Source organism: Pantoea sp. EEL5 (assembly GCF_049892805.1).
Lineage (GTDB): Bacteria > Pseudomonadota > Gammaproteobacteria > Enterobacterales > Enterobacteriaceae > Pantoea > Pantoea ananatis.
Genome location: NZ_JBNDNJ010000001.1, coordinates 2,427,395 through 2,454,234 on the forward strand (window position 1 = coordinate 2,427,395; position 26,840 = coordinate 2,454,234).

Genomic DNA, 26,840 nt, shown 5'->3' on the forward strand with positions numbered 1-26,840 from the left:
GCTCTGGGAGTTAAAACAAGATCAATACTGCCTTAAAAGACAGAGGCCTTGGAGCCATCGAGAGATAACTATTTGAAACGCCTAAAATTTAATTATCTGGTTATCGGTCTGCTTACCGTGCTGCTGGCTCTGGCACTGTGGCCGTCTATTCCCTGGTACGGGGGAGGACAAGATACGATTTCACAGATTAAATCACGGGGAGTGCTACGCGTCAGTACCGTAAACTCGCCGTTGACTTACTACACCGTGAATAAAGCACCGGCCGGGATGGACTACGAGCTGGCGAAGCGTTTTGCCGATTATCTGGGCGTTAAGCTTGATATAACGGTGCGCGCCAACCTCAGCGATCTGTTCGATGCGCTCGACGACGGCAAAGCGGATCTGCTGGCGGCAGGTCTGATTTATAACGATGAGCGTTTGTCGCGTTATCAGATCGGCCCGGGCTACTACAGCGTTTCGCAGCAGCTGGTCTATCGCGTGGACAAACCGCGGCCAAAAAACCTGGGTGACTTAAAGGGGCGACTGGTTGTTGCCTCTGGATCGGCTTATCTGTCGACGCTTAAAAACGCCCGGGCGAATCACTATCCCGATCTCGACTGGGCCATTTCGACCGATCAAAGTCCGAAAGCCCTGCTGGAAGCCGTGGCGGAAGGCAAGCTGGATTATACGATTGGCGATTCCGTGACGATTTCCCTGCTTCAGCGCATTCATCCCCAACTGGCCGTGGCTTTCGACGTCACCGATGAAGAACCGGTAACGTGGTATTTACCGCACGAAAGCGATGACAGCCTGAACGCCGCCATGCTGGATTTCTTTAACCGCATGGGAGAAGAAGGGGCGATGGCAAGACTTGAAGAGAAATATCTCGGTCACGTCGGCACCTTCGACTACGTGGATACCCGCACCTTCCTGCGCTCCATTGATAACGTGCTGCCCGATATAAAACCCCTGTTTGAAAAGTACGCCAAAAATATCGACTGGCGGCTGCTGGCGGCGATTTCCTATCAGGAGTCGCACTGGAATCCGCAGGCGACGTCGCCTACCGGCGTCCGCGGCATGATGATGTTAACGCGGAATACCGCTGACAGCGTTGACGTAGGTGACCGTACCGATCCAGAGCAGAGCATCCGTGGCGGCAGCGAGTATCTGCAAAACATGATGGAAAAGGTGCCACAAACGATTCCGGAAGATGAGCGTATCTGGTTTGCCCTGGCGGCCTATAACATGGGCTATGCGCATATGCTGGATGTGCGTAAGCTCACGGCTAAACAGGGTGGAAATCCCGACAGCTGGGCAGATGTCAAACTGCGGCTACCCATGTTGAGCCAGAAGCGCTACTACTCACAAACCACCTATGGCTATGCACGCGGGCAGGAAGCCTATAATTACGTGGAGAATATCCGCAAATATGAAATTAGCCTGGTGGGTTATTTGCAGGAGCAGGAAAAACGCATTGCCCAACAGGCGGCCCTGGAGGCAGAGCTGGGAAAAGGTTATCCTGCCGTCACGCCTGAGGTGGCAATGAATTAACTTTCGCGCTGCGCCTGACGCAGCGCTTTTTGTTGCTGGCGGCGCATGCGGAAAAAGTCGCTCAGCATTGCCGCGCACTCCTCTTCCAGCACTCCCTGATGCAGCGCCACCTGATGATTCATTCCCGGATGGCCCAGAATATCAATCAGTGAGCCAGCTGCGCCGGTTTTTACATCGTGCGCGCCATAAACCAGACGGCCAATGCGACTGTGCACCATCGCGCCCGCACACATAATGCAGGGCTCCAGCGTGACGTAAAGCGTGGTATTGAGCAGGCGATAATTCTCCAGCACTTTCCCGCCCTGACGTAAGGCCATGATCTCCGCATGGGCGGTGGGATCGTGCTGCCCGATAGGCCGGTTCCAGCCCTCGCCTATCACCCGATCGCCCTGAACCAGCACCGCACCGACCGGCACTTCGCCCTGCTCCCATGCGCGCTGCGCCAGCGTAAGCGCCCGGCGCATCCAGTATTCATCTTGTTCTTGAGTCACGCAGACCACTCCCGGCAGCAAAAAAGCGGCGCATTATAACCATCGAATCCGTAAAACCGAAGCGTGACAGCGGTTATTCCAGCTGTTGTAATTCGCCACCCGGGGTGACGCGCCAGCGATGCTGGCAGAAGAACAGCAGCGGGTTATCCTGTTTGCTGTCGCTGTAACCGCTATACAGCTGTAAAGGCGTGCCGATTTGCTCTTCAAGCTGCACCACTTTTTCATGGCCGAGACAGCGCATTTTCAATATGCGTCCGCCTAAACCGGGCTGCATCTGGCTGGCGATGAGCTTCACCCGCGGTAGAAATGCGGAGTCGTAATAAACCTGCTCCACCAGCGACTGCGGTGAGCCCGTAATCAGCCAGACATCGGCATCATCGCTACTAAGGTATTCACTGAGTCGTTTCTGCACCACGGGAAATGCTTTAACGCGTTGTCGAAACCATTGCGCGAATTCGGCTTCCAGCCGCAGCAGTGTGGCTTCAGAGCGGCCAAAGGTGATCGACCACAGCAGCAAACTCATCGGCCAGCGCGCGGCGCGTCCCTTAAACAATAAACCCGCGCCCACAACCGGCAGCAACGGCACCACCAGCAGCAGATTAAGCGGCTTGCGGCGCAGCAGATAGCGCATGAAGGTGCCAAACATGTCCTGTTGGTGCAATGTGCCATCAAGGTCGAAAAACACCACGCGACGTTGTATATCGTTGGTCAAACAACACTCCTTTTTACCTAATTGGCATCAACAGCCTCTATTGTAGTCATCTTCGTCCAACGAGGCGATGGCTGTCATTTTTTATTCCAGTGACTACAATGCGCATAGAATCATTTATTCCATGCGGAACATCCGCTAAATCATGAGGATTGAGCATGAGTTCATTGCTGCGCATTCGCCAGCTTTATCCCTCTCTGGCGCTGAACGAGCGTCGGCTGGCGGATTTTTTACTGTCACAACCGGATCGGGCACGGCATCTGAGTTCACAAAAGCTGGCGGAAGAATCCGGGGTCAGCCAGTCGAGCGTGGTTAAATTCGCACAAAAACTGGGATACAAAGGCTTTCCGGCACTTAAGCTGGCGCTGAGTGAATCGCTGGCGGACAAAGATGCCATCACCGTGCACAACCAGATCCTGAGCGACGATCCGCTCAAAGCCGTGGGGGAAAAATTACTCACGGAGAAGCTCTCTGCGATTCGTGCCACGCTGGATATCAACAGTGAAGAGAAATTAAACGCCATCCTGCAGTTGCTCAAGCGCGCACGCCGCATTTTGCTGGTCGGCATTGGCGCGTCCGGCCTGGTGGCAAAGGATTTTTCATGGAAGCTGATGAAAATTGGTATCAATGCGGTGGCGGAACAGGATATGCACGCGCTGCTGGCCAGTGTTCAGGCTATGTCATCTGGCGATGTGCTGCTGGCGATCTCCTACACCGGCGAACGGCGTGAAATCAACCTTGCCGCTCAGGAAGCCGTTCGCGTAGGGGCGGATGTGCTGGCCTTTACCGGCTTTACGCCTAACACATTGCAGCAGTGCGCCACCCATTGCCTGTACACCGTGGCAGAAGAGCAGAGCACGCGCAGCGCCGCCATCTCATCTACCACCGCGCAGCTGGCGTTGACGGACCTGCTGTTTATGGCCCTGGTGCAGAACGATCCTGAGCGAGCATCCAGCCATATTCGTCACAGCGAAGCTCTGGTTAAGAAACTGATCTAGGCAGGGCGAATCGACATAACCGGACAAGAGGCCAGCCAGGCTGGCCTCAATGCTCAAGTGCTGAATGGCGCATTGCGGTTGCAATAACGCGCTGAGCGGCGAGATAAACACGGCGGCAACAACACTTCGTTTACCTGCATCATTTTTGTGATAAACAAAATATGCTACTGTCCTGCCGGCTGTCAGCAGGTGAAAAACAGCCAGAGTAAGGACGTCTCGCTGCCCTGTTTGGGACCGAACGTCTGAAGTAAGGTGCTGGCCCGTTCTCTGCGATGAACGTTGCCCGATACAGCAGCACGACCACAACGATGCCTTGATTAAGAAGCCGCGATGTCTCTACTGATTACCGAACGATGCATTAACTGCGATATGTGCGAACCTGAATGCCCGAACCAGGCGATTGCGATGGGTGAGGCAATCTATGAAATTGATGTGAGCCGCTGCACGGAGTGCGTGGGTCATTACGATCTTCCAACCTGTCAGCGCGTTTGCCCGATTGATAACACGATCGTCATTGATCCACAGCACATCGAATCACGCGATGCGCTGTGGGATAAGTTTATGCAGCTGCACGGTTAACTTTCGATGATCACCGTTGCGCAAGCATAGTGACGCTCATCTGCCAGCGTGACATGCACATGCTGCACGCCAAGACGTTGCGCCACCTCGGCGGCATGATCGAAGAAACGCAGCAGCGGTTTACCCAGCGCGTCGTTATAAACTTCGAACTGGTTAAAAGCCAGCCCGCCCCGAATGCCGGTACCAAAGGCTTTTGCCGCCGCCTCTTTAACCGCAAAACGTTTGGCCAGGAAACGAACCGGCTGACGGTGCTGTTGATATTGCTGCCACTCGGCCTCGCTCAGGACACGCCGCGCCAGACGATCGCCTGAACGTGAAATCACATCGGCAATGCGTTCTATTTCGACGATATCGCTGCCCAGTCCCAGGATAGCCATTAGCGACGCGCTTCTCGCAGCAGTGCTTTCATGGCTTTCACCGCCTCAGGCAGACCACTCATCACGGCACGTCCAATAATCGCATGACCGATATTCAGCTCATGCATTTCCGGCAGGGCGGCGATTGGCAGTACGTTGTGGTAAGTCAGCCCATGACCGGCGTTAACTTTTAACCCACGGCTGGCAGCAAAGGTGGCGGCCTGACGGATACGTGCCAGCTCAGCGTCGCGCGCTGGGCCTTCAGGCGCTTCAGCATAGGCACCGGTATGAATTTCAATATAGGGCGCGCCGCTGGTCACCGCCGCCTCGATTTGGCGGTGATCGGGATCGATAAACAGGGACACCAGAATGCCCGCTTCGCTGAGCTGTTTCACCGCGGCGTTCAGCTTCTCCTGCTGGCCCGCGACGTCCAGTCCGCCTTCGGTGGTGACTTCCTCGCGCTTTTCCGGCACCAGGCAGCAGAAATGCGGTTTGATTTCACAGGCGATAGCCAGCATCTCCTCGGTCACGGCCATTTCGAGATTCATGCGCGTTTCAATGGTATCGCGCAGGATGCGCACATCCCTGTCGGTAATGTGGCGACGATCTTCGCGCAGGTGCACGGTAATGCCGTCTGCACCCGCCTGTTCGGCGATAAACGCCGCCTGTACCGGATCGGGATAATGGGTTCCACGCGCATTGCGAACGGTAGCGATGTGGTCGATATTCACGCCTAACAGTAACTCAGCCATGACAATCCTCGGTTCATTATGGTCATTGCGTTGAGTGTACCGCGCAGAGATAAGGCCAGGCTACGGTCAGTGCTCTGTCTCGTCAGAAATAGTGGGCTTTTTTTTCGGGGTAAACTGGCGAAAAAGCTCCTGGCTTTTTAGCGGCTTACCGCCCAGGTAGGGTTTGAGGGCCATACGCGTGAAACGTTTGGCTGCGCGCAGGGTTTCTGCATCCGGGAATTCACGGGTAAACAGCGCCTGCAGTTCACGCCCGGTGAAGCTACGCTGGTTCAGCACCAGGCTGGCAATAAAGCCTTTCTCTTCACGGTAGCTGTAGGTCATGGCTTCGCTGACCGGTTCACCGCTGCCCGCACAGTGCAGGAAGTCTACGCCGTAACCCAAATGCCCCAGCAGCGCCAGCTCAAAACGGCGCAGCGCAGGCTCTGGTGATCCTTCGCCTGCCGCCAGCATCTGAATGCATTGCAGGTAGTCGAAAAACAGTTCAGAGAAGGGAATGTGCTGTTCCAGTACCCGAGATAACAGCTCGTTAACGTACAGGCCGCAGTATAGCGTGATGCCACTGAGAGGTAATGCCAGGGAGACCGCTTCAGCGTTGCGCAGGGTTTTGACTTCCCCGCGCCCGCTCCAGCGCACCAGTAAAGGCGTGAAAGGCTGTAAGGTGCCTTTCAGTTGGGAACGCCGTGAACGTGCCCCTTTTGCCAGAACACGTACGCGGCCTTCACTTTCACTAAACAGATCAAGCAGCAGGCTGGTCTCGCTGAAAGGACGACTATGCAGCACAAAGGCGCGTTGCCAGCCTTCCATTTAATCAGAGATCGTCTGTGTAACCCAGGCTGCGCAGCGCACGTTCGTCGTCCGCCCAGCCGGATTTAACTTTGACCCACAGTTCGAGATGCACTTTCGCATCGAACATCTCTTCCATGTCTTTACGGGCTTCGATACCGATGGTTTTGATTTTGGCGCCTTTGTTGCCAATCACCATTTTCTTCTGCCCTTCACGCTCGACCAAAATCAGACCGTTGATGTCATAACCGCCGCGCGCATTCGACACGAACTGTTCGATTTCAACCGTGACCGAGTAAGGCAGTTCGGCCCCCAGAAAACGCATCAGCTTTTCACGGATGATTTCTGAGGCCATAAAGCGCTGCGAACGGTCGGTAATGTAATCTTCCGGGAAGTGATGATCAGATTCCGGCAGATGCTTACGGGCAATGGCGGCGATGGTATCTACATTTTTGCCGGTTTCTGCTGAAATCGGCACGATATCGATAAAGTTCATCTGCTGGCTCAGGAACTGCAGGTGCGGCAGCAGAATACTTTTGTCCTGAATATTGTCGACTTTATTGATCGCCAGCAGTACGGGCACTTTGCCATCGCGCAGCTTGTTTAATACCATTTCGTCATCCGGCGTCCAGCGCGTGCCGTCCACCACAAAGATAATGAGTTCAACGTCACCGATAGAACTGCTGGCAGCACGGTTCATCAGGCGGTTAATCGCCCGTTTCTCTTCCATGTGCAGGCCTGGCGTATCCACATAGATCGCCTGGTAGGCGCCTTCCGTATGGATACCCATAATGCGGTGACGAGTGGTTTGCGGCTTACGCGACGTAATCGAAACCTTCTGTCCCAGGAGCTGGTTCAGTAAGGTGGATTTACCGACGTTGGGTCGGCCAACTATCGCGACAAAGCCGCTGTATGTAACGTTTTCGCTCATTCGAATCCTGAGGTTTTAGCGCCGGTTAAAGCGCCGGGATAATACTATTCCAGACCAATTTTAATCAGCGCCTGTTCGGCGGCTGCTTGTTCGGCTTTACGGCGGCTGGAGCCTACGCCCACCACCGGTTCTGCCATGCCACTCACCTGACAGTGAATGGTGAATTCCTGATCGTGGGCTTCGCCACGTACCTGCACGACTAAGTAACTGGGTAGTGGCAGATGCCGGCCTTGCAGATACTCCTGCAGGCGCGTTTTGGGATCTTTTTGTTTGTCACCCGGACTGATTTCATCCAGGCGCGTCTGATACCAGTCGAGGATCAGTTTTTCCACCGTCTGAATATCACTGTCGAGGAAAACGCCGCCAATCAGCGCTTCGACGGTGTCCGCCAGAATGGACTCACGGCGAAAGCCCCCGCTTTTTAATTCACCGGGGCCTAAACGCAGGCATTCTCCCAAATCGAACTCGCGCGCCATCTCTGCCAGCGTATTTCCCCTGACCAGGGTTGCACGCATACGGCTCATATCCCCTTCATCCACGCGTGGAAAACGGTGATAGAGCGCGTTAGCAATCACATAGCTGAGAATGGAATCGCCTAAAAACTCAAGACGTTCGTTATGTTTACTGCTGGCGCTTCGATGGGTCAGGGCCTGCTGTAAAAGTTCAGAATGTGTAAAAGTGTAGCCCAGTTTGCGCTGAAGCTTGTTAATCAAGATGGGGTTCATGCGATTCCAGTTCTGTTTTGCGTCTGTCACTCTGCATACCAAACAGGGCTGGAAAACCAACTCATTCTGTTTGGTGTGCAGTGGCCCCCCACCTGGAGGGCCACCCTTTTCACCTGACTGTCAGGCTATGGTTAGTGGATACCACCGATACGACTGAGTCGTACACCGGTTGGCCACTGACCTTCTTGTTTTTCGAAACTCATCCAGATGGCGACCGCTTTACCCACCAGGTTACGCTCGGGAACAAAGCCCCAGTAGCGGCTGTCGGCGCTGTTATCGCGGTTATCACCCATCATGAAATATTGCCCCTGCGGCACGACCCAACTGGCCTGCGGCTGGCCGGGCTGCTGATAGTACATGCTCGCCTGGCTTTGTGCTTCTGTCACCAACAGGATGTCATGCGTTACATCGCCCAGGGTTTCTTTGCGCGTGGCCAGACGTAATCCCCCCCGCATGGTGTCATTCAGCGGCAGCTGATAGAAACCGTTACCCGCTTCGTTACCATCAAACCCGCTAAACGTTTGAACAAATTTGCTGGGTTCAATATTGCTATAGGTGACGGGCAGCGCTTTGCTACAAGGCTTGCCGTTATCGCAGGCCGGATTAATGGTCAGCGTTTTACTGTACGGATCGTAGGTCACCCGATCGCCCGGCAGACCGATCACGCGCTTGATGTAATCCAGGCTGGGATCCTTCGGGTATTTAAACACCGCGATATCGCCCCGTTTTGGATGCCCGGTAGGGATCAGCGTCGTTTGCGTAATGGGATCTTTAATGCCATACGCAAACTTTTCGACCAGAATAAAGTCACCAATCAGCAGGGTTGGCATCATAGAACCGGACGGGATCTGGAATGGCTCATACACAAACGAGCGCACAAAGAACACCACGGCCAGCACCGGAAACACCGATGCGGCGGTTTCAATCCAGCCCGGTTTAGGGGCCATTTTCGCCAGCGCTTTGCTGTCGAGTGTTCCGCCCGCCTGCGCCTGCGCCGCCGCCTGCAACGCACGACGCTTTGGTGCCCACTTAATACGATCGATCACCCAAAGAATGCCGGTAATCAACGTCGCTATCGCCAGTATCAGGGCGAACATATTAGCCATTTGAGATCCTTATTTGCTGTCTTTTCCGACATGCAGAATGGCGAGGAATGCTTCCTGCGGCAGCTCAACGTTACCGACCTGCTTCATTCGCTTCTTACCATCTTTCTGCTTCTGCAACAGCTTTTTCTTACGACTGACGTCGCCGCCGTAACACTTGGCGAGTACGTTCTTACGTAGCTGTTTAACGGTTGAGCGAGCGATAATGTGGTTGCCGATTGCCGCCTGAATCGCAATATCAAACTGCTGACGTGGGATGAGCTCTTTCATTTTCTCAACCAGATCACGTCCACGGTAAGGTGCGTTTTCACGGTGGGTAATCAGCGCCAGCGCATCAACACGTTCTGAGTTAATCAGAACGTCAACGCGCACCATGTCAGAGGCCTGAAAACGTTTAAAATTGTAGTCCAGTGAGGCATAACCCCGAGACGTTGATTTCAGACGGTCAAAGAAGTCGAGAACCACTTCCGCCATCGGAATCTCATAGGTCAGCGCCACCTGGTTGCCGTGGTAAACCATGTTGGTCTGAACGCCACGTTTCTCGATGCACAGCGTGATGACGTTGCCCAGGTATTCCTGCGGCAGCAGCATATGACACTCGGCAATCGGTTCGCGCAGCTCTTCAATATTATTAAGCGGTGGCAGCTTCGAAGGGCTGTCCACGTAGACGACTTCACCGCTTGTGGTTTCCACTTCGTACACCACCGTCGGCGCGGTCGTAATCAGATCCAGATCGTATTCGCGTTCCAGACGTTCCTGAATGATCTCCATGTGCAGCAGCCCAAGGAAGCCACAGCGGAAACCAAAGCCCAGCGCCGTTGAGCTTTCTGGCTCGTAGAACAGCGAGGCATCGTTCAGGCTCAGCTTGCCCAGCGCATCACGGAACGCTTCGTAATCATCAGAACTGATGGGGAACAGACCGGCATAAACCTGCGGCTTCACTTTTTTAAAGCCGGGTAAGGCTTTATCCGCAGGGTTGCGTGCCGTGGTCAGCGTATCGCCCACGGGTGCGCCAAGAATGTCTTTAATGGCGCACACCAGCCAGCCGACTTCACCGCAGTTCAGCTCGGTACGGTCAACCTGCTTCGGCGTGAAGATACCCAGACGGTCAGCATTGTAGACCTGCCCGGTGCTCAGCACCTTGATTTTGTCGCCTTTGCGCATAGTGCCGTTTTTCACGCGCACCAGCGATACAACGCCGAGGTAGTTATCGAACCAGGAGTCAATAATCAGCGCCTGCAAAGGGGCGTCCGGATCGCCCTCTGGTGCCGGGATGTCGCGAACTAAACGCTCCAGCACTTCAGGTACGCCCACGCCAGTTTTGGCTGAGCAACGCACGGCGTCGGTCGCGTCAATGCCTACGATGTCTTCGATTTCCTGCGCGGCACGATCGGGATCGGCGGCTGGCAAATCGATCTTATTCAGCACCGGCACTACTTCCAGATCCATCTCAATCGCGGTGTAGCAGTTGGCCAGGGTTTGTGCTTCAACGCCCTGTCCGGCATCAACCACCAGCAGTGCGCCTTCACAGGCGGCCAGTGAGCGGGAAACCTCATACGAGAAGTCAACGTGTCCCGGCGTGTCGATGAAATTGAGCTGGTAAGTTTCGCCGTCTTTTGCTTTGTAATCGAGCGTTACGCTCTGCGCCTTAATAGTAATGCCACGTTCACGCTCCAGGTCCATTGAGTCAAGAACCTGCGCGGCCATCTCGCGATCGGTTAATCCCCCGCAAATCTGAATTAAGCGGTCAGAGAGCGTGGATTTACCGTGGTCAATATGGGCGATGATGGAGAAATTTCTTATGTGCTTCATTTATAGGAATATCTTCACGTAGAGAATCAGTTAGAAACCTGAGCACAGACACATTCAGGAAGATCGCTCTTAACCCACAATCCTGTCAGCCTCATTAATGACGACGCATATTACACTGTTAAGGCCGCGCATAAAAGAATGGAACGTTGTGGAAGCGAAACAGTTTTTGGCGAGGCGCCATAATGACAGAAGCCGCAGCAAGTGCGGCTTGAGTGAGGATCAGGCTTCGCTTTCAACGCGCAGTGCATCCGGCGGCAAAGCGATGTTCAAAATAACGGGCTGGAATGCCTCGCGATCGCCAAATTTCATCGAAATACCTTTGGCCACGATGAAGCCCCCCACGCCGCCTAACAGCGCGCCGCAGGCCGCAGCGAGATCGCTACCAAACAGCGCCTGAAACAGGCCGGCAAACAGGAACAGGCCAAACAGAGGCGTCATATAAACCAGCAGCGCGGAACCCAGCAGGCTGCTCTCTTTGATACCGAGTTCAACACGCTGGCCCGGCGTCAACGGCTTGCTGCTGGCGATCTGCATCACGTGCGCGTTCTTTGGCCCCAGCTTATTCAGCATATGGCTACCGCAGCCTTTACGTGCCTGACAGCTGTTGCAGGACGTTTTAGCTTCAGTGTGCAGCGTGGCGATGCCATCCTGCCATGCCACCACAGTGGCCCATTCTCTCATCATTTTTTTGCCCCGAATTCGACGCTGTCTGCGATACGTTTGGCCGTCACGGGCGGTAGTTCGCCGACGACCGTAATTTCGTTATTATCGCGTATTACGGTTTGCACCGTACGACGTCCCGTGCGCAATGTCTGTGCGGTGCTGTTTTTATCTGCCGGAGTGGCATTGACCGCAAAGCTAAACAGGCCATCGCTGTAGAGCCGTGATTCAACCGATTTATTTAACGCGGGAATGGTGCGACGACTTTGCGAGACCAGCGTCATGCCGGCGGGGAGCCAGGCGGGCTGCCAGTCTAACGAAACGTTATCGGTTTTAGTTAACGACAGCGACGGCGGCAAATTCGCTTTCTCCAGCCCCTGCATCAGATTGCGAACGCCATCGTCCACCGCGAAGCTGATAACGCGAAACTGCTCCATCGTTTCACCATCCCGGTCAAGCAAATCGACCCGGAGCGGCAGCTTGGTATCCACGTCCAGCCAGACAACGTAGCTGTAGCGCGTGCCATCGCGTGAAACGATGCGCACTACGTCGCACATCTGGTCGGCAATGCGTGAACGGCCCACGGTGATAAAATCGTAGGCGGTATCCAGCTTGCTAAAATCGGCGTAAATAATGGACGGTAGCGCATCCACAATGTGGTTGCCCGGTAGCGAGAAAGGCTCAATGCCAGGTTCAAAATAGCTGATGTCGTTGCCGCGTTGAATCACTTCACGACGCGGACCGTCCATCTGCAATACCTGCGCATAAACGCGATCGTCGATAACCGCATGACGATAGCGCAGAGATTCCATGCCAAGGCGGGAAACGTTAATGTAGGCGAGTTCGTAGTTGAGGGTCTGGCTTGCCTGCTCCATCTGCTGCAATAACGCCCCAGACGCAGAAACCTGCGCTGGGGCGGCAGATGACCACAACAGGCTGCCTGCCAGAAGGCTGACGGCATACCATAGCGGCTTCATTACTGCTGCTGCATTCCTAATGACTGATTACCAGGGACATTGGCCTGCGCTTGTTTAGGCGCATTGGTTTCGAACTGCAGCTGATCCGCATGCAGGCGACGCTGGAGTTCATAGTCCTGCAGCATGGCATTCACGCGACGACGTTGATCCTGCACCTGCTGAGTCGCATTACCGTTGCCAAAGGCATCCGATGGCACGCCAAGGCTCACGGGAGAGGCTTTACCCATGACAGGTAAGGTGTTGAAGACCGGCGAATCAGAACTTTCGACGCTGCCGCTACCCGGTTGGTTATAGTGCTGAACGCCAACGATAACAGCCAGGGAAACACAGGCGGCGACACCAACCTGGGTAATCTGTGCCGCCCACGGGCGAGCTTTATGCCAGAACGGCATTTTTTCCCAGCGAGAAGGTTCGGGCTGTGCTTCGGGGATCAAGGTTGTGACGTTGCGCTGCGGCTCTTTTTCAATCGCAGCAGCGACGCGTGCAGCAATGTCAAAATGCAGGTGCTCGCCCACGTCACCGCGCATGGTATCGCGGATAAGATGGTAGCGTTCCCAGCTTTTTTGTAATTCTGCGTCTTTGGACAGCGCTGAAAACAGCTCACTGTCTAAAGCCTCACCATCCATTAAAGCGGAAAGTTTTTCTTTCTGCATGCCTAATACCCTTCCAGTAGCCGTTATCACTGACGTTGGATAAGCGGTTGAACTTTATTATCAATGGCCTCACGTGCACGGAAGATGCGGGACCTGACCGTGCCCACCGGGCAATCCATAATGACGGCGATCTCTTCATAGCTCAGACCGTCAAGTTCCCTGAGGGTAATTGCCATTCGCAAGTCCTCAGGAAGCGCCTCGATGGTACGAAAGACGATTTGTTTCAGTTCATCTGACAACATTAAGTTCTCAGGGTTCGAAATTTCTTTCAATGCGCCCGCACTTTCGAAGTTTTCAGCATCAATTGCATCAACATCACTGGAAGGCGGACGACGCCCCTGAGCGACCAAATAATTTTTTGCTGTATTCACTGCTATACGATACAGCCAGGTGTAAAACGCGCTATCGCCCCGGAACGAGTCCAGCGCACGATAAGCCTTAATAAATGATTCCTGAACGACATCAGGCACATCGCCTGAAGGGACATATCGTGAGACCAGGCTCGCCACTTTATGCTGGTAACGAATTACCAGTAAGTTAAACGCCTTTTGATCCCCCTTCTGAACCCGTTCAACAAGAACCTGGTCCGCTAACTGCTCGCTCATCCGAGGTAATGTCTCCCCAAATACTTTCTTATGCGTTAAGGAACTGCCAGCACACCGCTATTGAGCAAGCATGCGCTTTGAGTCTTTGCGTGGCAAAAAGTTCACTCTCGGCCTCTTTTAAGCCACTTTGCGGCAAAATCACACAGTTTGTTCATTTTCGTTCAGTGTAACGCGCGCAAATCGCAGGCAGAGTAACCTATGACAACAGCTTTTTCATCTTTAAATCCTTGTAATCGATTAAGTTTGGTATAAAAAACCCGATTTAAACCTGCAAAACATTAACCTCTTGATATCACTAATGAATTAATTTTCAGACACGCATATTGCCGCGTTTGTGTTCAAAATACTTCACAAAAAATGTCCAAACGCTTATGCTCGGTCCATTCTTGTTTAGTAAATTAAACACTATGACAACTTTCTCTTCCTCTGATTATCAGTGTGATGTCCTTATCGTTGGCAGCGGTGCAGCAGGATTGTCGCTGGCATTGCGTCTGGCAGAGCATTATCAGGTCACCGTATTAAGCAAAGCGCAGGTCAATGAAGGCTCGACGCTGTATGCGCAAGGCGGGATTGCGGCGGTTTTTGACGAAACCGACAGCATTGATTCACATGTGGAAGACACGCTGATCGCGGGTGCAGGTTTATGCGATCGGGCCGCCGTCTCCTTTGTGGCCAGCAATGCGCGGCACTGCGTGCAATGGCTGATTGATAACGGCGTAGCATTTGATACCGATCCGCAGGCTGCAGGCGAGATGCGCTATCACCTGACGCGTGAAGGCGGCCACAGCCACCGCCGTATCCTGCACAGCGCGGATGCGACGGGTCGCGAAGTGGAAACCACGCTGGTAGGCAAAGCGTTGCATCATCCCAATATCCGCATTCTCGAGCGCACCAACGCGGTGGATCTGATTCTTTCGGATAAGCTCGGCCTGCCGGGCCCGCGCCGGGTGACCGGCGCCTGGATTTGGAACCGTAATCGTGAACGGGTTGAGACCTGCCGCGCACGTGGCGTGGTGCTGGCGACGGGCGGCGCGGCCAAAGTGTATCAGTACACGACCAACCCCGATATCGCCTCTGGTGATGGCATTGCGATGGCCTGGCGGGCAGGATGTCGCGTGGCTAATCTGGAGTTTAACCAGTTTCATCCGACCTGCCTGTTTCATCCCCAGGCACAAAACTTTCTGCTCACTGAAGCGCTGCGCGGCGAAGGAGCCTGGCTGGTGCGGCCCGACGGCTCGCGTTTTATGCCCGACTTCGATGCACGTGCTGAACTGGCGCCGCGCGATATTGTCGCCCGCGCCATCGATCACGAGATGAAACGCCTTGGCGTTGACTGTATGTATCTGGATATCAGCCATCAGCCTGAAGCCTTTGTGCGTTCACACTTCCCGATGATCTACGAAAAACTGCTGACCTTTGGTTTCGATCTGACCAAAGACAGGATCCCGGTGGTGCCTGCCGCGCACTACACCTGCGGTGGCGTCATGGTCAACGCGCAGGGCCGTACGGATATCAACGGCCTGTATGCCATCGGTGAAGTCAGCTACACCGGCCTGCACGGTGCCAATCGCATGGCCTCCAACTCGCTGCTCGAATGCCTTGTATATGGCTGGTCGGCAGCAGAGGATCTGCTGCGTATTTTACCGGAGGTCGAAGCCGTTGATAACCTGCCGGCCTGGGACGACAGCCAGGTGGATGATGCCGATGAACGGGTGGTGATTCAGCATAACTGGCATGAGCTGCGGCTGTTTATGTGGGATTACGTGGGCATTGTCCGCACCACCAAGCGGCTGGAGCGGGCACTGCGCCGCATTACCTTGCTGCAACAGGAGATAGACGAGTATTACCACCATTTCCGCCTGTCCAATAACCTGCTGGAGCTGCGTAACCTGGTGCAGGTGGCTGAGCTGATGGTGCGCTGTGCACTACAGAGAAAAGAGAGCCGCGGGCTGCATTTTATCCGCGACTATCCGGATTTGCTCCCTGAGGCCCAGCCTACCGTGCTGCAACCGGGTCAGGACATAAACAAATAGAAGTCACGCGTCAGGCTTTGCCAGGCGTCTGAGTACTGTCTGTCTGCATCGCGAATAGCCAACCGCTCAAACAGGGTTTCGCCGGGGCTGGGAGAAAAGCCCAGCAGAACCCGATGCGGGGGACGATGTGCGTACTCTGCGACATCAAAACGAAAGCGTAAGTGCCAGCCGTCAGCCTGTGCCAGCGCGATAACCTGCTGCCCTGTCGCTTCGGGTAAGACCACACAGAAAAATCCCTCTTCTTCGATCAGCGCGGCCGCACAGCGCAATAACGTCTGATGATCTAATGAACCGGTGGCACGTGCGCTGTCTCTAGCCGGGGTTGCGCAGGCCACACCGGGATCAAAGTAAGGAGGATTACTGACGATAAGCGAGTAACGCGCTTCGCAGTTTTCAGCCCACTGGGCGATATCCTGTTGATGAACCTGCATTCGCGCTGCCCACGGCGACTGCTGGATGTTTTCATGCGCCTGCTGTGCGGCGTCCGGATCTAACTCTACGGCATCCACGTCGACATTCGACGGAGTACGCTGGGCCAGCATCAGGGCTATCAGGCCCGAACCGGTGCCGATATCGAGAATCCGCTTCACCCCGGCGACCGGTGCCCATGCGCCCAGCAAAATACCATCTGTGCCGACCTTCATCGCACAGCGGTCATGTGCAACAAAAAACTGCTTGAAGGTAAAACCGTTCTTTTTTAATTGTGGCCGCGCCTGCGGCTTGTCCTGCATCATACTCAGCGACCATTCACCTTTTATCCTGCCGTACGGCAAGGCGTAAGTGTAACGTGGTGGGTTGGGGAATTCACGCCGTTGACGTAATCTGGCGCAGTCAATACCGATAAACAGATGAAGATTATGTTCGATCTGTCTATAATCAGCGCCCCAAACTGAGGTAGAACATGACCGTAACCACATTTTCCGAACTTGAACTCGACGAAAGCCTGCTTGAAGCGCTGCAGGAGAAAGGCTATACGCGCCCGACAGCAATTCAGGCTGCTGCCATTCCCCCCGCGCTGGAGGGCCGCGACGTTCTGGGTTCGGCACCTACCGGGACCGGGAAAACCGCCGCGTATTTATTACCGGTGTTGCAGCACCTGCTCGATTTTCCGCGCAAGAAGTCTGGCCCGCCGCGTATTTTAATTTTAACGCCAACCCGTGAGCTGGCCATGCAGGTTGCCGACCAGGCACGGGAACTGGCGAAACACACGCATCTGGATATCGCCACCATCACTGGCGGCGTGGCCTTCATGAACCACGCTGAAGTGTTTAGCGAAAATCAGGATGTCGTGGTTGCCACCACCGGTCGTCTGCTGCAATACATTAAAGAAGAAAACTTTGACTGCCGCGCCGTAGAAACGCTGATCCTGGATGAAGCCGACCGCATGCTGGACATGGGCTTTGCTCAGGATATTGAAACCATCGCGGGCGAAACGCGCTGGCGCAAACAGACGATGCTGTTTTCTGCCACGCTGGAAGGCGAGCATATCAAGGATTTTGCCGAGCGCCTGCTGAATGAACCGGTTGAACTGGAAGCCGATCCGAGCCGTCGCGAGCGTAAGAAGATCCAGCAGTGGTATCACCGCGCCGACGATCTTGAGCACAAGACAAAGCTGCTGGTTCATCTGTTAAAGCAGCCGGAAGTGACCCGTTCAATTGTGTTTGTGCGCAAGCGTGAACGTCTGCACGAGCTGGTCAGCTGGCTGCATGATGCCGGTATCCGCACCAGCTACCTTGAAGGTGAAATGGTGCAGGCTAAGCGCAATGAGGCGATTAAACGCCTGGTCGAGGGGCGCGTCAATGTGCTGGTGGCGACCGATATTGCCGCACGTGGTATTGACGTCGACGATGTCAGCCACGTCATCAACTTCGATATGCCGCGCACCGCTGACACCTATTTGCACCGCATTGGCCGTACTGGCCGGGCCGGTCGTAAAGGTATCGCGATTTCGCTGGTTGAAGCACACGACCATCTGCTGCTCGGTAAAGTCAGCCGCTACGTTGATGAACCGATTAAAGCCCGGGTGATTGACGAGCTGCGTCCTGTTACGCGCGCGCCTTCGGCGAAAACGACGGGAAAACCGTCGAAAAAGGCGCTTGCCAAGCGTGCAGAGAAAAAAGCGAAAGAAGAAGAGAAACCGCGGGTTAAAAAGCGTCACCGTGACCTCAAAAACGTGGGCAAGCGTCGCAAGCCGAGCGGCAGTACGCCGGGCAGCGAGAGTGCGGAATAAATCAGCACGGACTTAAAAAAATCGCCTCCATTGAGGCGATTTTTGTTTTTGAAAGGCCTGTAAATACGCGTTTAGCGTGATTTTAGCATCGAACAGCCCACGCTGGCCTGCCAGCCCAAACGCGCGCTTACCCAATCAAATTTATCATATTGTTAAAATTGATAAATTTTGCAGACAGGCGCTGCGTTTTATTTAAGCGCCCGATCCGTTACAAACTTTCAGTAAAGGTACGGGCAATCACATCGCGCTGCTGCTCCGCGGTCAGTGAGTTAAAGCGCACGGCATAGCCCGAAACACGGATTGTCAGTTGGGGATACTTTTCGGGATGTTTCACGGCATCTTCCAGCGTTTCGCGGCGCAATACATTGACGTTGAGATGCTGACCGCCCTCTACGCGAACCTGAGGTTTCACCTCAACCGGCACGTCGCGGTAAGCCACGTCGCCTAACTCCCCAATCTTCACAATCTGATCCTCCTGATAGCCTGCAACGGCACAGAGGCAGCGCGCTTCGGCTTTTTCTTCGTCCAGCAGCCAGAAAGAGTTAATTAACGCCGGATTACTCGATTGGGTAATCTGAATACCTGTGATCATTTCAATCTCTCCTGCAAGGTGCGACCTTCGTCTACACCGTGACTCAGTCAATTTGAGCTGTTGGTATACCACCCGATGTCTGCCATAGTTTTGACCTGCATCAATTACCGCCGGGCGTTTTATCGCCACCCTGATAAGCTTTTGATTTTAAAAACCCGCCTTAGGAAAATTTTGTTTAATTCTTCAAAAATTTTTGGGCTTCATGTCTGAAGACTGAACCGCTAAGCTTAGGGTTCGAAATACAAGGGAGTTGATCATGGCTGAAAAGCTGACCTGGCACGACGTGCTGGCCGAAGAGAAAGAAAAACCCTACTTCATCGAAACCCTGAAGCATGTCGCGAATCAGCGGGCCGCAGGCGTAACGGTTTATCCGCCTCAGAAAGATGTGTTTAACGCGTTTCGCTTAACCGAATTAGGTGACGTTAACGTCGTGATTCTGGGGCAGGACCCTTATCACGGCCCGAACCAGGCACACGGGCTGGCTTTCTCTGTGCTACCGGGCGTGCAGACGCCGCCGTCACTGCAGAACATGTACAAAGAGCTGCAGCAGGACATTCCGGGGTTTGAGCGGCCCAGCCATGGTTATCTGGCAAGCTGGGCGGAACAGGGCGTGATGTTACTGAACACCGTACTGACCGTTGAAGCCGGTAAAGCGCACTCTCACGCCCGACTGGGATGGGAAACCTTTACCGATACGGTGATTAAAGCTATCAACGAACAGCGTGAAGGCGTGATCTTTCTGCTGTGGGGCTCGCACGCCCAGAAGAAAGGCAGCATTATCGATCGCCAGCGCCATCACGTGCTGCAGGCGCCGCACCCTTCCCCGCTTTCCGCGCATCGTGGCTTCTTTGGCTGCCAGCATTTTTCCCAAACCAATGCGCTGCTACGCGATGCCGGTAAAACGCCGATTAACTGGACGCCGGTATTACCTGAGTAAACGCCATAAACACAAACGGCCGCGTCAGTGCGCGGCCGTTTGCAGGGTAAGACAGTAATCAGGCTTTCGCTTTCGCCACGGCAACCATGGCCGGACGCAGCAGGCGGCCGTTAAGCGTATAACCGCGTTGCATGACCATCATGACGTGGTTAGGCTCGACATCCTCAGACTCCATCATCGACATCGCCTGGTGCACTTCAGGATTAAAGGGCACACCGGTTTCGCCGACCACTTCAACACCGAATTTACGCACCGCGCCCAGCAGGGATTTCAGCGTAAGCTCAATGCCTTCAACCATAGAGGCAGACTTCTCGTCTTCTTTGTTGGCCAGTTCCAGTGCACGTTCCAGGCTATCGATCACCGGAAGCAGCTCATTGGCAAACTTCTCCAGCGCAAACTTGTGCGCTTTTTCAATATCCATCTCGGTGCGGCGGCGAACGTTTTCAATTTCTGCCTGCGCACGCAGCTGCGCATCACGCACGCCCGTCTGCAACTGGGCTAACTCAGCTTCAAGCTGAGCGATGCGCTCATCACGCGGATCCACCTCTACTGCTGTCTCCGCGTCCTGAGGTTGGTGTTGATCCTGTTGAATTTCGTCTGAGACTTGCTCGTTTGGGGTGTTCTGTTCTTTACTACTCATGAATTTCTCCGCGTTTTGCACATTCACGTCGCTGGTTGGCTTATTATGGGGATTGGTTTGACGGATTCAAGGGAACACGTCACATCATCGTGCCGATTTGGCTTATGAGGAACACCCACTCGATGAACAAACACTTTAACTGCATTGGTATTGTGGGCCATCCACGCCATCCTACCGCGCTCACCACACATGAGATGCTGTGTCGCTGGCTGACTGCCAAAGGCTATCCCGTTATCGTTGAACAGCAGATTGCACAGGAACTGTCGCTGGGGAATGTTCAGACCGGTACGCTGGCTGAGATTGGCCAACAGGCCGATCTGGCCGTCGTGGTGGGCGGCGACGGCAATATGTTAGGTGCCGCCAGAGTACTGGCGCGTTATGACATAAAAGTGATTGGCATTAACCGCGGTAATTTAGGGTTTTTAACCGATCTTGACCCCGATAACGCCCATCACCAGCTCGATGAAGTGCTGAACGGCAACTATTTTGTCGAAAGCCGCTTTCTGCTGGAAGCACAGGTCTGCAAGACGGATTGCTCCCCGCGTATTGGCAGCGCCATCAATGAAGTGGTGCTGCATCCGGGCAAAGTCGCGCACATGATTGAGTTTGAAGTGTACATCGACGAAGTCTTTGCCTTCTCGCAGCGTTCCGATGGCCTGATTATTTCCACGCCTACCGGTTCCACCGCCTATTCGCTTTCAGCGGGCGGCCCGATTTTAACACCGTCGCTCGACGCCATTACCATTGTGCCCATGTTCCCGCACACCTTGTCGGCGCGCCCGCTGGTGATCAACAGCAGCAGTACGATTCGGCTGCGTTTCTCGGCACGGCGTAACGACCTTGAGATCAGCTGTGACAGCCAGATTGCGCTGCCTATCCAGGAAGGAGAAGATGTGCTGATTCGCCGTAGCGAAAATCATCTCAACCTTATCCATCCTAAAAATTACAGTTATTTCAATACGCTGAGTTCAAAACTGGGCTGGTCAAAAAAATTGTTCTGAAAATGAGCGCGCCCTCTTTACTGGATAAAAAACCAGTTTATACTGTATGAAAAACCATATGTGTTTATTCATACAGGTGACGCTATGCTGGCACAACTGACCATCAGCAATTTCGCTATCGTTCGTGAGCTCGACATTGATTTCCAACGCGGTATGACCGCCATCACCGGTGAGACCGGTGCAGGTAAGTCTATTGCTATCGATGCGCTTGGGTTGTGCCTCGGCGGTCGCGCCGATGCGGACATGGTGCGTCAGGGGGCCAGCCGTGCTGACCTGTGTGCGCGCTTTCAAATTAAAGCGTCGCCTTCTGCCCAGCGCTGGCTGAGCGATAATCATCTCGACGACGGCAACGAGTGCCTGTTGCGCCGCGTCATCAGCGCCGATGGTCGTTCACGCGGCTTTATCAATGGTACGGCCGTTCCTCTCTCGCAGTTACGCGATCTGGGCCAGTTGCTGATCCAAATCCACGGCCAGCATGCCCATCAGCTGCTGCTCAAACCCGATCATCAAAAGCACCTGCTGGATGCCTACGCCGGTCATGACGACCTGCTCGTTCAGATGCGGGCATCCTATCAGACATGGCACCAGAGCTGCCGTACGCTGGCGCAGCATCAGCAACAGGCGCAGGAGCGGGAATCCCGCCGTGAGCTGTTGCAGTACCAGCTTAAAGAGCTGAACGAGTTTGCGCCGGTAGCGGGGGAATTTGAGCAGATTGACGAAGAGTACAAACGCCTGGCCAACAGCGGCCAGTTGCTGTCGACCAGCCAGCAGGCGCTGCAGCTGTTAGCCGACAGTGATGACACCAATCTGAACAGCATGCTGTACAGCGCGCGTCAGATGCTCTCTGAACTCACTGCGATGGATGACAAGGTCAGCGGCGTTTATAACCTGCTGGAAGAAGCCGCCATTCAGCTGAGCGAAGCCAGTGACGAACTGCGTCACTACTGCGACAGTCTGGATCTGGATCCGAACCGCCTCTATGAGCTGGAACAGCGCATTTCCCGGCAAATCGCCCTGGCCCGCAAGCACCATGTGGCACCAGAGGGCCTGCCCGCCGTGCACCAGCAACTACTCGATGAAGCGGAACTGCTGTCACAGCAGGAAAGCGATCAGGAAAGCCTGCAGACGTTGGTAACCGAACACTACAAGGCTGCCCTGGCGTGCGCGGAGCAACTGCATGCGCAACGCACCCGTTATGCCAACGAGCTACAGCAGCTGATTACCCAAAGCATGCATCTGCTTTCGATGCCGCACGGCCGCTTTGCCATTGAGCTGATTTTTAACCCGGAGCAACTCACCGCCGACGGCGCCAGCCGCATTGATTTTCAGGTAACAACCAACCCCGGACAGCCGTTGCAGCCGCTGGGGAAAGTCGCCTCGGGTGGTGAGCTGTCGCGTATCGCGCTGGCGATTCAGGTTATCACCGCGAAGAAAATGGAAACGCCGGCGATGATTTTCGACGAAGTTGACGTGGGGATTAGCGGTCCGACGGCTGCGGTAGTGGGTAAAATGTTGCGTCAGTTGGGCGAATCTACCCAGGTGATGTGCGTAACCCACCTGCCGCAGGTTGCGGGCTGTGGGCATCAGCATTTCTTTGTCAGCAAGGAAACCGATGGCGAAATGACAGAAACGCATATGCAGCCTCTGGATAAGCGCGCACGCCTGCAGGAACTGGCGAGGTTACTGGGCGGCAGCGAGGTCACCCGCAACACACTGGCTAACGCGAAAGAACTTTTAGCGGCCTGATATGCACTTTTTTACCACAGCGTGGTCATATGCATGCTCTGTAGAGGTTTCCAATAGCGAAAAGGTTTATTATCATCGACAGCTAATGTCGCCTGAATAATAAAGCCTGCCGCAGGCAGAGTTCAGAATTTGATGGCAGAAGAACAGCCTGTAAAAGGCGTTTCGCCCCGGAAAAGGAATGTATAGATGCGCTGTAAAACGCTGACTGCCGCGGCAGTGGTAATGTTAATGATGACCGCCGGATGTTCCACTTTAGAGCGCGTTGTTTATCGCCCCGATATCAATCAGGGCAACTATCTGGTTGCTAACGATGTTGCCAAGATTCACACCGGTATGACTCAGCAGCAGGTTGCCTATACGCTGGGTACGCCAATGATGAAAGATCCCTTTGGCAGCAATGTCTGGTACTACGTCTTCCGTGAGGAGCCAGGCCACGAGAAGGTGAAACAGCAAACGCTGACCCTGACCTTTGACCGTAGCGGCGTACTGACCAACATCGATAACAAGCCCGCGCTGTCTTCTTCACAGGATAATTAATCCAGGACGCCAGGGTCGTTACCGACAAGTGACCTAGCACCATCGAACGCAGTAAGAGCGAACGTAAAAGACAGAACGTAAAAAGGCGCTAATCAGCGCCTTTTTCATGCTCAGAAATTGAACCGAGAGATTATTTTTTACTGCTTGCCGCGCGCTCTGCTCGTTGACGACGAAGCTCTTTCGGGTCGGCAATCAGCGGACGATAAATTTCAACCCGGTCGCCTTCCTGCACGGTATCGCTCAGTTTTACCGGATGGCTGTAAATCCCCACCTTGTTGCTGGCGAGATCGATTTCAGGCCGCAGTTCCAGCAAGCCTGATTTGCGGATAGCCTGCTCAACCGTGCTGCCCTCTTCCAGTTTTACGTAATGCTGATACTGTTTTTCAGGCAGGGCGTACACCACCTCGACAGAGATATCAGGCACTGTAAACCTCTTTGGCGCGCTGGGTAAAGGCCTGCACCATGCTGTTGGCCAGCTCTTTGAAGATTCGACCAAATGCCATTTCGACCAGCATGTTGGTGAACTCAAACTCCAGACTCAGCTCGACCTTACAGGCATCATCCCCGAGATCGACAAAGCGCCAGCCGCCGGTGAGCTTACGGAACGGCCCATCGACCAGTTGCATATGAATGCTCTGGTTGTCGGTCAGCGTATTTCGGGTGGTAAACGTTTTGCTGATGCCCGCTTTCGACACATCGACTGAAGCCGTCATTTGATTCTCTGAGGCATCCAGTACGCGGCTTCCGGTGCAGCCCGGCAGGAATTGCGGGTACGCATCCACATCATTTACAAGTTGGTACATTTGTCCGGCGCTAAAGGGGACAAGCGCCGAACGACTAATCTGAGCCATAATGGTTCCTGTTCGTCACAAAACCGCTAAATAATAGCATTTTCAGCGATTAAACAAAAATTCCTCATTGCCATGGTGTGCTAGAATACCCTGTTTCCTGCTGCCCCGCTGGACTGGGGATGCGATAACCGACCAAGTGATGTAAAATACGCGGCATTATGACAAAGAAAAAAGCACACAAACCCGGTTCTGCCACCATTGCCATGAACAAGCGCGCCCGCCACGAATACTTCATTGAAGAAGAGTTCGAAGCCGGCCTGTCGCTACAGGGATGGGAAGTTAAATCACTCCGTGCAGGTAAAGCCAACATCAGCGACAGCTACATTCTGCTGCGTGATGGTGAAGCTTATCTGTTCGGCTCCACTTTTCAACCGCTTGCGGTGGCCTCATCGCACGTGGTCTGCGATCCTACCCGCAGCCGTAAACTGCTGTTGAAGCAGCGTGAGCTGGACTCACTTTACGGCCGTGTGAACCGCGAAGGCTATACCGTTGTGGCGCTGTCGCTCTACTGGAAGAACGCCTGGTGTAAGCTAAAGATTGGCGTTGCTCGCGGTAAGAAAGAGCACGACAAGCGCAATGACATCAAAGATCGCGAATGGCAAATGGATAAAGCGCGTATCATGAAGAACGCCAATCGTTAAACACTGGATTTCGATACGCTTTTTTGCTAGTATTTGAAGTTCTGGGGCTGATTCTGGATTCGACGGGATTGTGAAGCCTTAGGAGCATGCCGAGGGGCGGTTGGCCTCGTAAAAAGCCGCAAAAAAATAGTCGCAAACGACGAAAACTACGCACTAGCAGCTTAATAACCTGCTTAGAGCCCTCTCTCCCTAGCCTCCGCTCTTAGGACGGGGATCAAGAGAGGTCAAACCCAAAAGAGATCGCGTGGATGCCTTGCCTGGGGTTGAAGCGTTAAACTGAATCAGGCTAGTCTGTTAGTGGCGTGTCTGTCCGCAGCTGACCGGCGAATGTAAAGACTGTACTAAGCATGTAGTGCCGACGGTGTAGTAATTTCGGACGCGGGTTCAACTCCCGCCAGCTCCACCAAAATTCTCCATCGGTGATTACCAGAGTCATCCGATGAAGTCCTAAGAGCCCGCACGGCGCAAGCCCTGCGGGCTTTTTTGTGCCCTCAATTTGTCCCGCGAAGTCCGAAGAGAACTAATTAAATCCGCACCTTTTAGGCCCATTGATAGGCCCAACGAAAAGCTCTACTGTTTTCGTTGGGCCTAAACGCATGGAGATTCCCCATGGCAAGAAAAACCAAGCCGTTAACCGATACGGAAATTAAAGCCGCCAAACCTAAAGATACCGATTACCAGCTGTATGATGGTGATGTGCTTACTCTGCTAATCAAGTCCAGCGGTAGTAAGCTCTGGCAATTCCGTTACTATCGGCCTCTAACCAAGCAGAGAACCAAACAGAGCTTCGGTGCCTACCCTGCCGTCTCGCTTTCTGATGCACGTAAACTCAGAGCCGAATCTAAAGTTTTATTGGCGAAAGACATTGATCCGCAGGAGCATCAGAAAGAACAGGTCAGAAATTCACAAGAGGCCAAAACCAACACTTTCTTGCTAGTCGCCGAACATTGGTGGAATGTGAAGAAAGCCAGCGTAACAGAGGACTATGCCGACGATATCTGGCGCTCGCTTGAGAGAGATGTTTTCCCGGCAATCGGTGATATCAGTGTCACTGAGATTAAGGCTCATACTCTGGTTAAAGCAGTTCAGCCGGTTCAGGCAAGAGGTGCATTAGAGACTGTTCGCCGCCTTTGTCAGCGTATTAACGAAGTCATGATTTATGCGCAGAACACAGGCTTGATTGATGCACTTCCCAGCGTAAACATAGGGAAAGCGTTCGAGAAACCGCAGAAGAAAAACATGCCTAGTATCCGCCCGGATCAACTATCACAACTAATGCAGACTATGCGCACGGCAAGTATCAGCCTGTCCACACGATGCCTGTTCATGTGGCAGCTTCTCACCATTACACGCCCTGCCGAAGCTGCTGAAGCTCGATGGGATGAGATCGATTTTGATGCTAACGAATGGAAAATTCCAGCAGCTCGAATGAAGATGAATCGGGACCATACAGTTCCATTATCTGATGGAGCTCTCACTATTCTGGAATTGATGAAGTCACTCAGTGGTGGCCTGACCTGCCCCCAGTATTTGATACAACCTTCAGTTAGTAATGCCGGTTGGTTTTTCTTCATGTTTCCCGTTTCGCCAGCATGCTGCAAATTCACACGGCGTCTGGTAATTCAGCGATGAATGAGGTCTGGACTCGTTATAGTCCTGCCGCCAGTCATTAATGATTTTCCGGGCATGAAGAATATCGCTGAACCAGTGTTCATTCAGGCATTCATCCCGAAAGCGACCGTTGAAACTCTCAATAAATCCGTTCTGCGTTGGCTTGCCCGGCTGGATTAAGCGCAGCTCAACGCCATGTTCAAAGGCCCATTGATCGAGCGCGCGGCAGGTAAATTCCGGGCCCTGATCGGTTCTTATCGTTGCAGGATAGCCACGAAACTGCGCAATGCTGTCCAGAATACGTGTCACCTGAACGCCTGTAATCCCGAATGCCGTGGTGATCGTCAGGCACTCCTT

At 53.9% G+C, this 26,840-nt stretch carries 29 protein-coding genes, 1 other RNA gene and 1 pseudogene; 12 read left to right on the forward strand and 19 right to left on the reverse strand.

The genetic code is table 11. The features are described from left to right. Positions 1–72: 72 nt before the first annotated feature. Positions 73–1,530 carry a membrane-bound lytic murein transglycosylase MltF gene (gene mltF / locus ACPXSQ_RS11360; RefSeq protein WP_022623512.1) on the forward strand — a complete coding sequence of 486 codons (1,458 nt, stop codon included), beginning with the start codon at positions 73–75 and terminating at the stop codon, positions 1,528–1,530. On the opposite strand, the gene tadA is transcribed toward mltF, so the two are convergent. Together tadA and yfhb are read right to left on the reverse strand one after the other, a co-directional pair. Next, positions 1,527–2,021, reverse strand: a complete 495-nt coding sequence (tadA, locus tag ACPXSQ_RS11365; RefSeq protein WP_014605260.1) for a tRNA adenosine(34) deaminase TadA — start codon at positions 2,019–2,021, stop codon at positions 1,527–1,529. The two genes, mltF and tadA, sit on opposite strands and share 4 nt — an antisense overlap. Before the next feature lie 73 nt (positions 2,022–2,094). Further along, a complete protein-coding gene (yfhb, locus tag ACPXSQ_RS11370; protein WP_013026761.1) occupies positions 2,095–2,733 on the reverse strand; it encodes a phosphatidylglycerophosphatase C in 639 nt (212 codons plus the stop codon). A gap of 155 nt (positions 2,734–2,888) precedes the next feature. Here yfhb and ACPXSQ_RS11375 point away from each other — a divergent pair, with 155 nt between their 5' ends. Continuing rightward, positions 2,889–3,728 (forward strand): MurR/RpiR family transcriptional regulator, encoded by an 840-nt coding sequence (locus tag ACPXSQ_RS11375; RefSeq protein WP_072138963.1) that lies wholly within the window; start codon positions 2,889–2,891, stop codon positions 3,726–3,728. 330 nt (positions 3,729–4,058) lie between these two features. Continuing rightward, positions 4,059–4,307: a YfhL family 4Fe-4S dicluster ferredoxin gene (locus tag ACPXSQ_RS11380; protein WP_014605258.1), complete on the forward strand. Its 249-nt coding sequence runs from the start codon at positions 4,059–4,061 to the stop codon at positions 4,305–4,307. Here ACPXSQ_RS11380 and acpS read toward each other — a convergent pair. The 11 genes from acpS to rpoE all read right to left on the reverse strand — a co-directional run bounded on the left by acpS (position 4,304) and on the right by rpoE (position 13,664). Continuing rightward, entirely contained in the window at positions 4,304–4,684 is a 381-nt protein-coding gene (gene acpS / locus ACPXSQ_RS11385; RefSeq protein ID WP_006120525.1) for a holo-ACP synthase, read from the reverse strand. The genes ACPXSQ_RS11380 and acpS overlap by 4 nt on opposite strands. Then, positions 4,684–5,415, reverse strand: a complete 732-nt coding sequence (pdxJ, locus tag ACPXSQ_RS11390) for a pyridoxine 5'-phosphate synthase (protein WP_014605257.1) — start codon at positions 5,413–5,415, stop codon at positions 4,684–4,686. Before pdxJ ends, acpS begins: the two co-directional genes overlap by 1 nt. A gap of 66 nt (positions 5,416–5,481) precedes the next feature. Then, a complete protein-coding gene (gene recO / locus ACPXSQ_RS11395) occupies positions 5,482–6,219 on the reverse strand; it encodes a DNA repair protein RecO (protein WP_013026765.1) in 738 nt (245 codons plus the stop codon). A gap of 4 nt (positions 6,220–6,223) precedes the next feature. Next, on the reverse strand, positions 6,224–7,129 hold the full coding sequence (era, locus tag ACPXSQ_RS11400) for a GTPase Era (RefSeq protein WP_013026766.1): 906 nt from the start codon (positions 7,127–7,129) through the stop codon (positions 6,224–6,226). Positions 7,130–7,173: 44 nt separating this feature from the next. Further along, the gene (gene rnc / locus ACPXSQ_RS11405) at positions 7,174–7,854 is read right to left on the reverse strand and encodes a ribonuclease III (RefSeq protein ID WP_426143737.1); all 681 of its coding nucleotides are present in this window, start codon (positions 7,852–7,854) and stop codon (positions 7,174–7,176) included. 131 nt (positions 7,855–7,985) lie between these two features. Further along, complete coding sequence (lepB, locus tag ACPXSQ_RS11410) at positions 7,986–8,960, reverse strand: signal peptidase I (protein ID WP_014594337.1); 975 nt, start codon at positions 8,958–8,960, stop codon at positions 7,986–7,988. A gap of 9 nt (positions 8,961–8,969) precedes the next feature. Then, on the reverse strand, positions 8,970–10,769 hold the full coding sequence (gene lepA / locus ACPXSQ_RS11415; protein ID WP_013026769.1) for a translation elongation factor 4: 1,800 nt from the start codon (positions 10,767–10,769) through the stop codon (positions 8,970–8,972). A 219-nt stretch (positions 10,770–10,988) separates the two neighbouring features. After that, a complete protein-coding gene (gene rseC, locus ACPXSQ_RS11420) occupies positions 10,989–11,453 on the reverse strand; it encodes a SoxR-reducing system protein RseC (RefSeq protein ID WP_013026770.1) in 465 nt (154 codons plus the stop codon). Continuing rightward, positions 11,450–12,406 (reverse strand): sigma-E factor regulatory protein RseB, encoded by a 957-nt coding sequence (gene rseB / locus ACPXSQ_RS11425; RefSeq protein WP_426143741.1) that lies wholly within the window; start codon positions 12,404–12,406, stop codon positions 11,450–11,452. The genes rseC and rseB overlap by 4 nt, the downstream gene beginning before the upstream one ends. Next, complete coding sequence (gene rseA / locus ACPXSQ_RS11430) at positions 12,406–13,059, reverse strand: anti-sigma-E factor RseA (RefSeq protein WP_014594339.1); 654 nt, start codon at positions 13,057–13,059, stop codon at positions 12,406–12,408. Before rseA ends, rseB begins: the two co-directional genes overlap by 1 nt. A 26-nt stretch (positions 13,060–13,085) precedes the next feature. Continuing rightward, the gene (rpoE, locus tag ACPXSQ_RS11435; RefSeq protein WP_006120509.1) at positions 13,086–13,664 is read right to left on the reverse strand and encodes an RNA polymerase sigma factor RpoE; all 579 of its coding nucleotides are present in this window, start codon (positions 13,662–13,664) and stop codon (positions 13,086–13,088) included. A gap of 371 nt (positions 13,665–14,035) precedes the next feature. Between rpoE and nadB the strand changes: the two genes are divergently transcribed. Next, the gene (nadB, locus tag ACPXSQ_RS11440; RefSeq protein WP_426143743.1) at positions 14,036–15,697 is read left to right on the forward strand and encodes an L-aspartate oxidase; all 1,662 of its coding nucleotides are present in this window, start codon (positions 14,036–14,038) and stop codon (positions 15,695–15,697) included. On the opposite strand, the gene trmN is transcribed toward nadB, so the two are convergent. After that, a complete protein-coding gene (gene trmN / locus ACPXSQ_RS11445) occupies positions 15,679–16,431 on the reverse strand; it encodes a tRNA(1)(Val) (adenine(37)-N(6))-methyltransferase TrmN (RefSeq protein WP_014605254.1) in 753 nt (250 codons plus the stop codon). The two genes, nadB and trmN, sit on opposite strands and share 19 nt — an antisense overlap. 167 nt (positions 16,432–16,598) lie before the next feature. On the opposite strand from trmN, the gene srmB reads away from it, so the two are divergent. After that, positions 16,599–17,927, forward strand: coding sequence for an ATP-dependent RNA helicase SrmB (gene srmB, locus ACPXSQ_RS11450; RefSeq protein ID WP_014594342.1), 1,329 nt, complete (start codon positions 16,599–16,601; stop codon positions 17,925–17,927). A gap of 208 nt (positions 17,928–18,135) precedes the next feature. On the opposite strand, the gene grcA is transcribed toward srmB, so the two are convergent. Continuing rightward, positions 18,136–18,519, reverse strand: coding sequence for an autonomous glycyl radical cofactor GrcA (gene grcA / locus ACPXSQ_RS11455; RefSeq protein WP_014605253.1), 384 nt, complete (start codon positions 18,517–18,519; stop codon positions 18,136–18,138). 256 nt (positions 18,520–18,775) lie between these two features. On the opposite strand from grcA, the gene ung reads away from it, so the two are divergent. Beyond that, positions 18,776–19,456 carry a uracil-DNA glycosylase gene (ung, locus tag ACPXSQ_RS11460; RefSeq protein ID WP_014594344.1) on the forward strand — a complete coding sequence of 227 codons (681 nt, stop codon included), beginning with the start codon at positions 18,776–18,778 and terminating at the stop codon, positions 19,454–19,456. Between the two features lie 58 nt (positions 19,457–19,514). Here the strand turns inward: ung and grpE are convergent, their stop codons facing one another. Continuing rightward, the gene (gene grpE, locus ACPXSQ_RS11465) at positions 19,515–20,096 is read right to left on the reverse strand and encodes a nucleotide exchange factor GrpE (RefSeq protein WP_015699722.1); all 582 of its coding nucleotides are present in this window, start codon (positions 20,094–20,096) and stop codon (positions 19,515–19,517) included. A gap of 122 nt (positions 20,097–20,218) precedes the next feature. On the opposite strand from grpE, the gene nadK reads away from it, so the two are divergent. The 3 genes from nadK (at position 20,219) to bamE (ending at position 23,380) form a co-directional block, all read left to right on the forward strand. Then, the gene (gene nadK, locus ACPXSQ_RS11470) at positions 20,219–21,097 is read left to right on the forward strand and encodes an NAD(+) kinase (protein ID WP_014605252.1); all 879 of its coding nucleotides are present in this window, start codon (positions 20,219–20,221) and stop codon (positions 21,095–21,097) included. 84 nt (positions 21,098–21,181) lie between these two features. Beyond that, complete coding sequence (gene recN / locus ACPXSQ_RS11475; RefSeq protein WP_014605251.1) at positions 21,182–22,843, forward strand: DNA repair protein RecN; 1,662 nt, start codon at positions 21,182–21,184, stop codon at positions 22,841–22,843. A gap of 186 nt (positions 22,844–23,029) precedes the next feature. Further along, a complete protein-coding gene (bamE, locus tag ACPXSQ_RS11480) occupies positions 23,030–23,380 on the forward strand; it encodes an outer membrane protein assembly factor BamE (protein ID WP_014605250.1) in 351 nt (116 codons plus the stop codon). A gap of 130 nt (positions 23,381–23,510) precedes the next feature. Here the strand turns inward: bamE and ACPXSQ_RS11485 are convergent, their stop codons facing one another. Together ACPXSQ_RS11485 and ACPXSQ_RS11490 are read right to left on the reverse strand one after the other, a co-directional pair. Then, positions 23,511–23,804 (reverse strand): RnfH family protein, encoded by a 294-nt coding sequence (locus tag ACPXSQ_RS11485; RefSeq protein WP_013026782.1) that lies wholly within the window; start codon positions 23,802–23,804, stop codon positions 23,511–23,513. Next, positions 23,797–24,231, reverse strand: a complete 435-nt coding sequence (locus ACPXSQ_RS11490) for a type II toxin-antitoxin system RatA family toxin (RefSeq protein ID WP_013026783.1) — start codon at positions 24,229–24,231, stop codon at positions 23,797–23,799. Before ACPXSQ_RS11490 ends, ACPXSQ_RS11485 begins: the two co-directional genes overlap by 8 nt. Before the next feature lie 158 nt (positions 24,232–24,389). Between ACPXSQ_RS11490 and smpB the strand changes: the two genes are divergently transcribed. The 3 genes and pseudogenes from smpB to ACPXSQ_RS11505 form a co-directional block, all read left to right on the forward strand. Beyond that, the gene (gene smpB / locus ACPXSQ_RS11495; protein WP_013026784.1) at positions 24,390–24,872 is read left to right on the forward strand and encodes an SsrA-binding protein SmpB; all 483 of its coding nucleotides are present in this window, start codon (positions 24,390–24,392) and stop codon (positions 24,870–24,872) included. A gap of 43 nt (positions 24,873–24,915) precedes the next feature. After that, positions 24,916–25,278, forward strand: a transfer-messenger RNA (tmRNA) gene (gene ssrA, locus ACPXSQ_RS11500). A 203-nt stretch (positions 25,279–25,481) separates the two neighbouring features. Then, a pseudogene (locus ACPXSQ_RS11505) lies at positions 25,482–26,384 on the forward strand (integrase domain-containing protein); the annotation flags it as partial. Between the two features lie 30 nt (positions 26,385–26,414). Here ACPXSQ_RS11505 and ACPXSQ_RS11510 read toward each other — a convergent pair. Beyond that, positions 26,415–26,840 (reverse strand): integrase core domain-containing protein (locus tag ACPXSQ_RS11510; protein WP_426143749.1); only part of this gene is annotated, 426 nt, incomplete at its 5' end.

What these genes read in the sequence shown, in the direction of transcription:
- bamE (WP_014605250.1), top strand. Translation starts at nt 23,030, where the DNA reads ATGCGCTGTAAAACGCTGACTGCCGCGGCAGTGGTAATGTTAATGATG.
- grcA (WP_014605253.1), bottom strand. Translation starts at nt 18,519, where the DNA reads ATGATCACAGGTATTCAGATTACCCAATCGAGTAATCCGGCGTTAATT.
- ung (WP_014594344.1), top strand. Translation starts at nt 18,776, where the DNA reads ATGGCTGAAAAGCTGACCTGGCACGACGTGCTGGCCGAAGAGAAAGAA.
- srmB (WP_014594342.1), top strand. Translation starts at nt 16,599, where the DNA reads ATGACCGTAACCACATTTTCCGAACTTGAACTCGACGAAAGCCTGCTT.
- ACPXSQ_RS11490 (WP_013026783.1), bottom strand. Translation starts at nt 24,231, where the DNA reads ATGGCTCAGATTAGTCGTTCGGCGCTTGTCCCCTTTAGCGCCGGACAA.
- ACPXSQ_RS11380 (WP_014605258.1), top strand. Translation starts at nt 4,059, where the DNA reads ATGTCTCTACTGATTACCGAACGATGCATTAACTGCGATATGTGCGAA.
- smpB (WP_013026784.1), top strand. Translation starts at nt 24,390, where the DNA reads ATGACAAAGAAAAAAGCACACAAACCCGGTTCTGCCACCATTGCCATG.
- recO (WP_013026765.1), bottom strand. Translation starts at nt 6,219, where the DNA reads ATGGAAGGCTGGCAACGCGCCTTTGTGCTGCATAGTCGTCCTTTCAGC.
- lepB (WP_014594337.1), bottom strand. Translation starts at nt 8,960, where the DNA reads ATGGCTAATATGTTCGCCCTGATACTGGCGATAGCGACGTTGATTACC.
- rseC (WP_013026770.1), bottom strand. Translation starts at nt 11,453, where the DNA reads ATGATGAGAGAATGGGCCACTGTGGTGGCATGGCAGGATGGCATCGCC.
- rnc (WP_426143737.1), bottom strand. Translation starts at nt 7,854, where the DNA reads ATGAACCCCATCTTGATTAACAAGCTTCAGCGCAAACTGGGCTACACT.
- nadB (WP_426143743.1), top strand. Translation starts at nt 14,036, where the DNA reads ATGCTCGGTCCATTCTTGTTTAGTAAATTAAACACTATGACAACTTTC.
- rseB (WP_426143741.1), bottom strand. Translation starts at nt 12,406, where the DNA reads ATGAAGCCGCTATGGTATGCCGTCAGCCTTCTGGCAGGCAGCCTGTTG.
- trmN (WP_014605254.1), bottom strand. Translation starts at nt 16,431, where the DNA reads ATGATGCAGGACAAGCCGCAGGCGCGGCCACAATTAAAAAAGAACGGT.
- nadK (WP_014605252.1), top strand. Translation starts at nt 20,219, where the DNA reads ATGAACAAACACTTTAACTGCATTGGTATTGTGGGCCATCCACGCCAT.
- acpS (WP_006120525.1), bottom strand. Translation starts at nt 4,684, where the DNA reads ATGGCTATCCTGGGACTGGGCAGCGATATCGTCGAAATAGAACGCATT.
- era (WP_013026766.1), bottom strand. Translation starts at nt 7,129, where the DNA reads ATGAGCGAAAACGTTACATACAGCGGCTTTGTCGCGATAGTTGGCCGA.
- rpoE (WP_006120509.1), bottom strand. Translation starts at nt 13,664, where the DNA reads ATGAGCGAGCAGTTAGCGGACCAGGTTCTTGTTGAACGGGTTCAGAAG.
- rseA (WP_014594339.1), bottom strand. Translation starts at nt 13,059, where the DNA reads ATGCAGAAAGAAAAACTTTCCGCTTTAATGGATGGTGAGGCTTTAGAC.
- pdxJ (WP_014605257.1), bottom strand. Translation starts at nt 5,415, where the DNA reads ATGGCTGAGTTACTGTTAGGCGTGAATATCGACCACATCGCTACCGTT.
- grpE (WP_015699722.1), bottom strand. Translation starts at nt 20,096, where the DNA reads ATGAGTAGTAAAGAACAGAACACCCCAAACGAGCAAGTCTCAGACGAA.
- lepA (WP_013026769.1), bottom strand. Translation starts at nt 10,769, where the DNA reads ATGAAGCACATAAGAAATTTCTCCATCATCGCCCATATTGACCACGGT.
- recN (WP_014605251.1), top strand. Translation starts at nt 21,182, where the DNA reads ATGCTGGCACAACTGACCATCAGCAATTTCGCTATCGTTCGTGAGCTC.
- ACPXSQ_RS11375 (WP_072138963.1), top strand. Translation starts at nt 2,889, where the DNA reads ATGAGTTCATTGCTGCGCATTCGCCAGCTTTATCCCTCTCTGGCGCTG.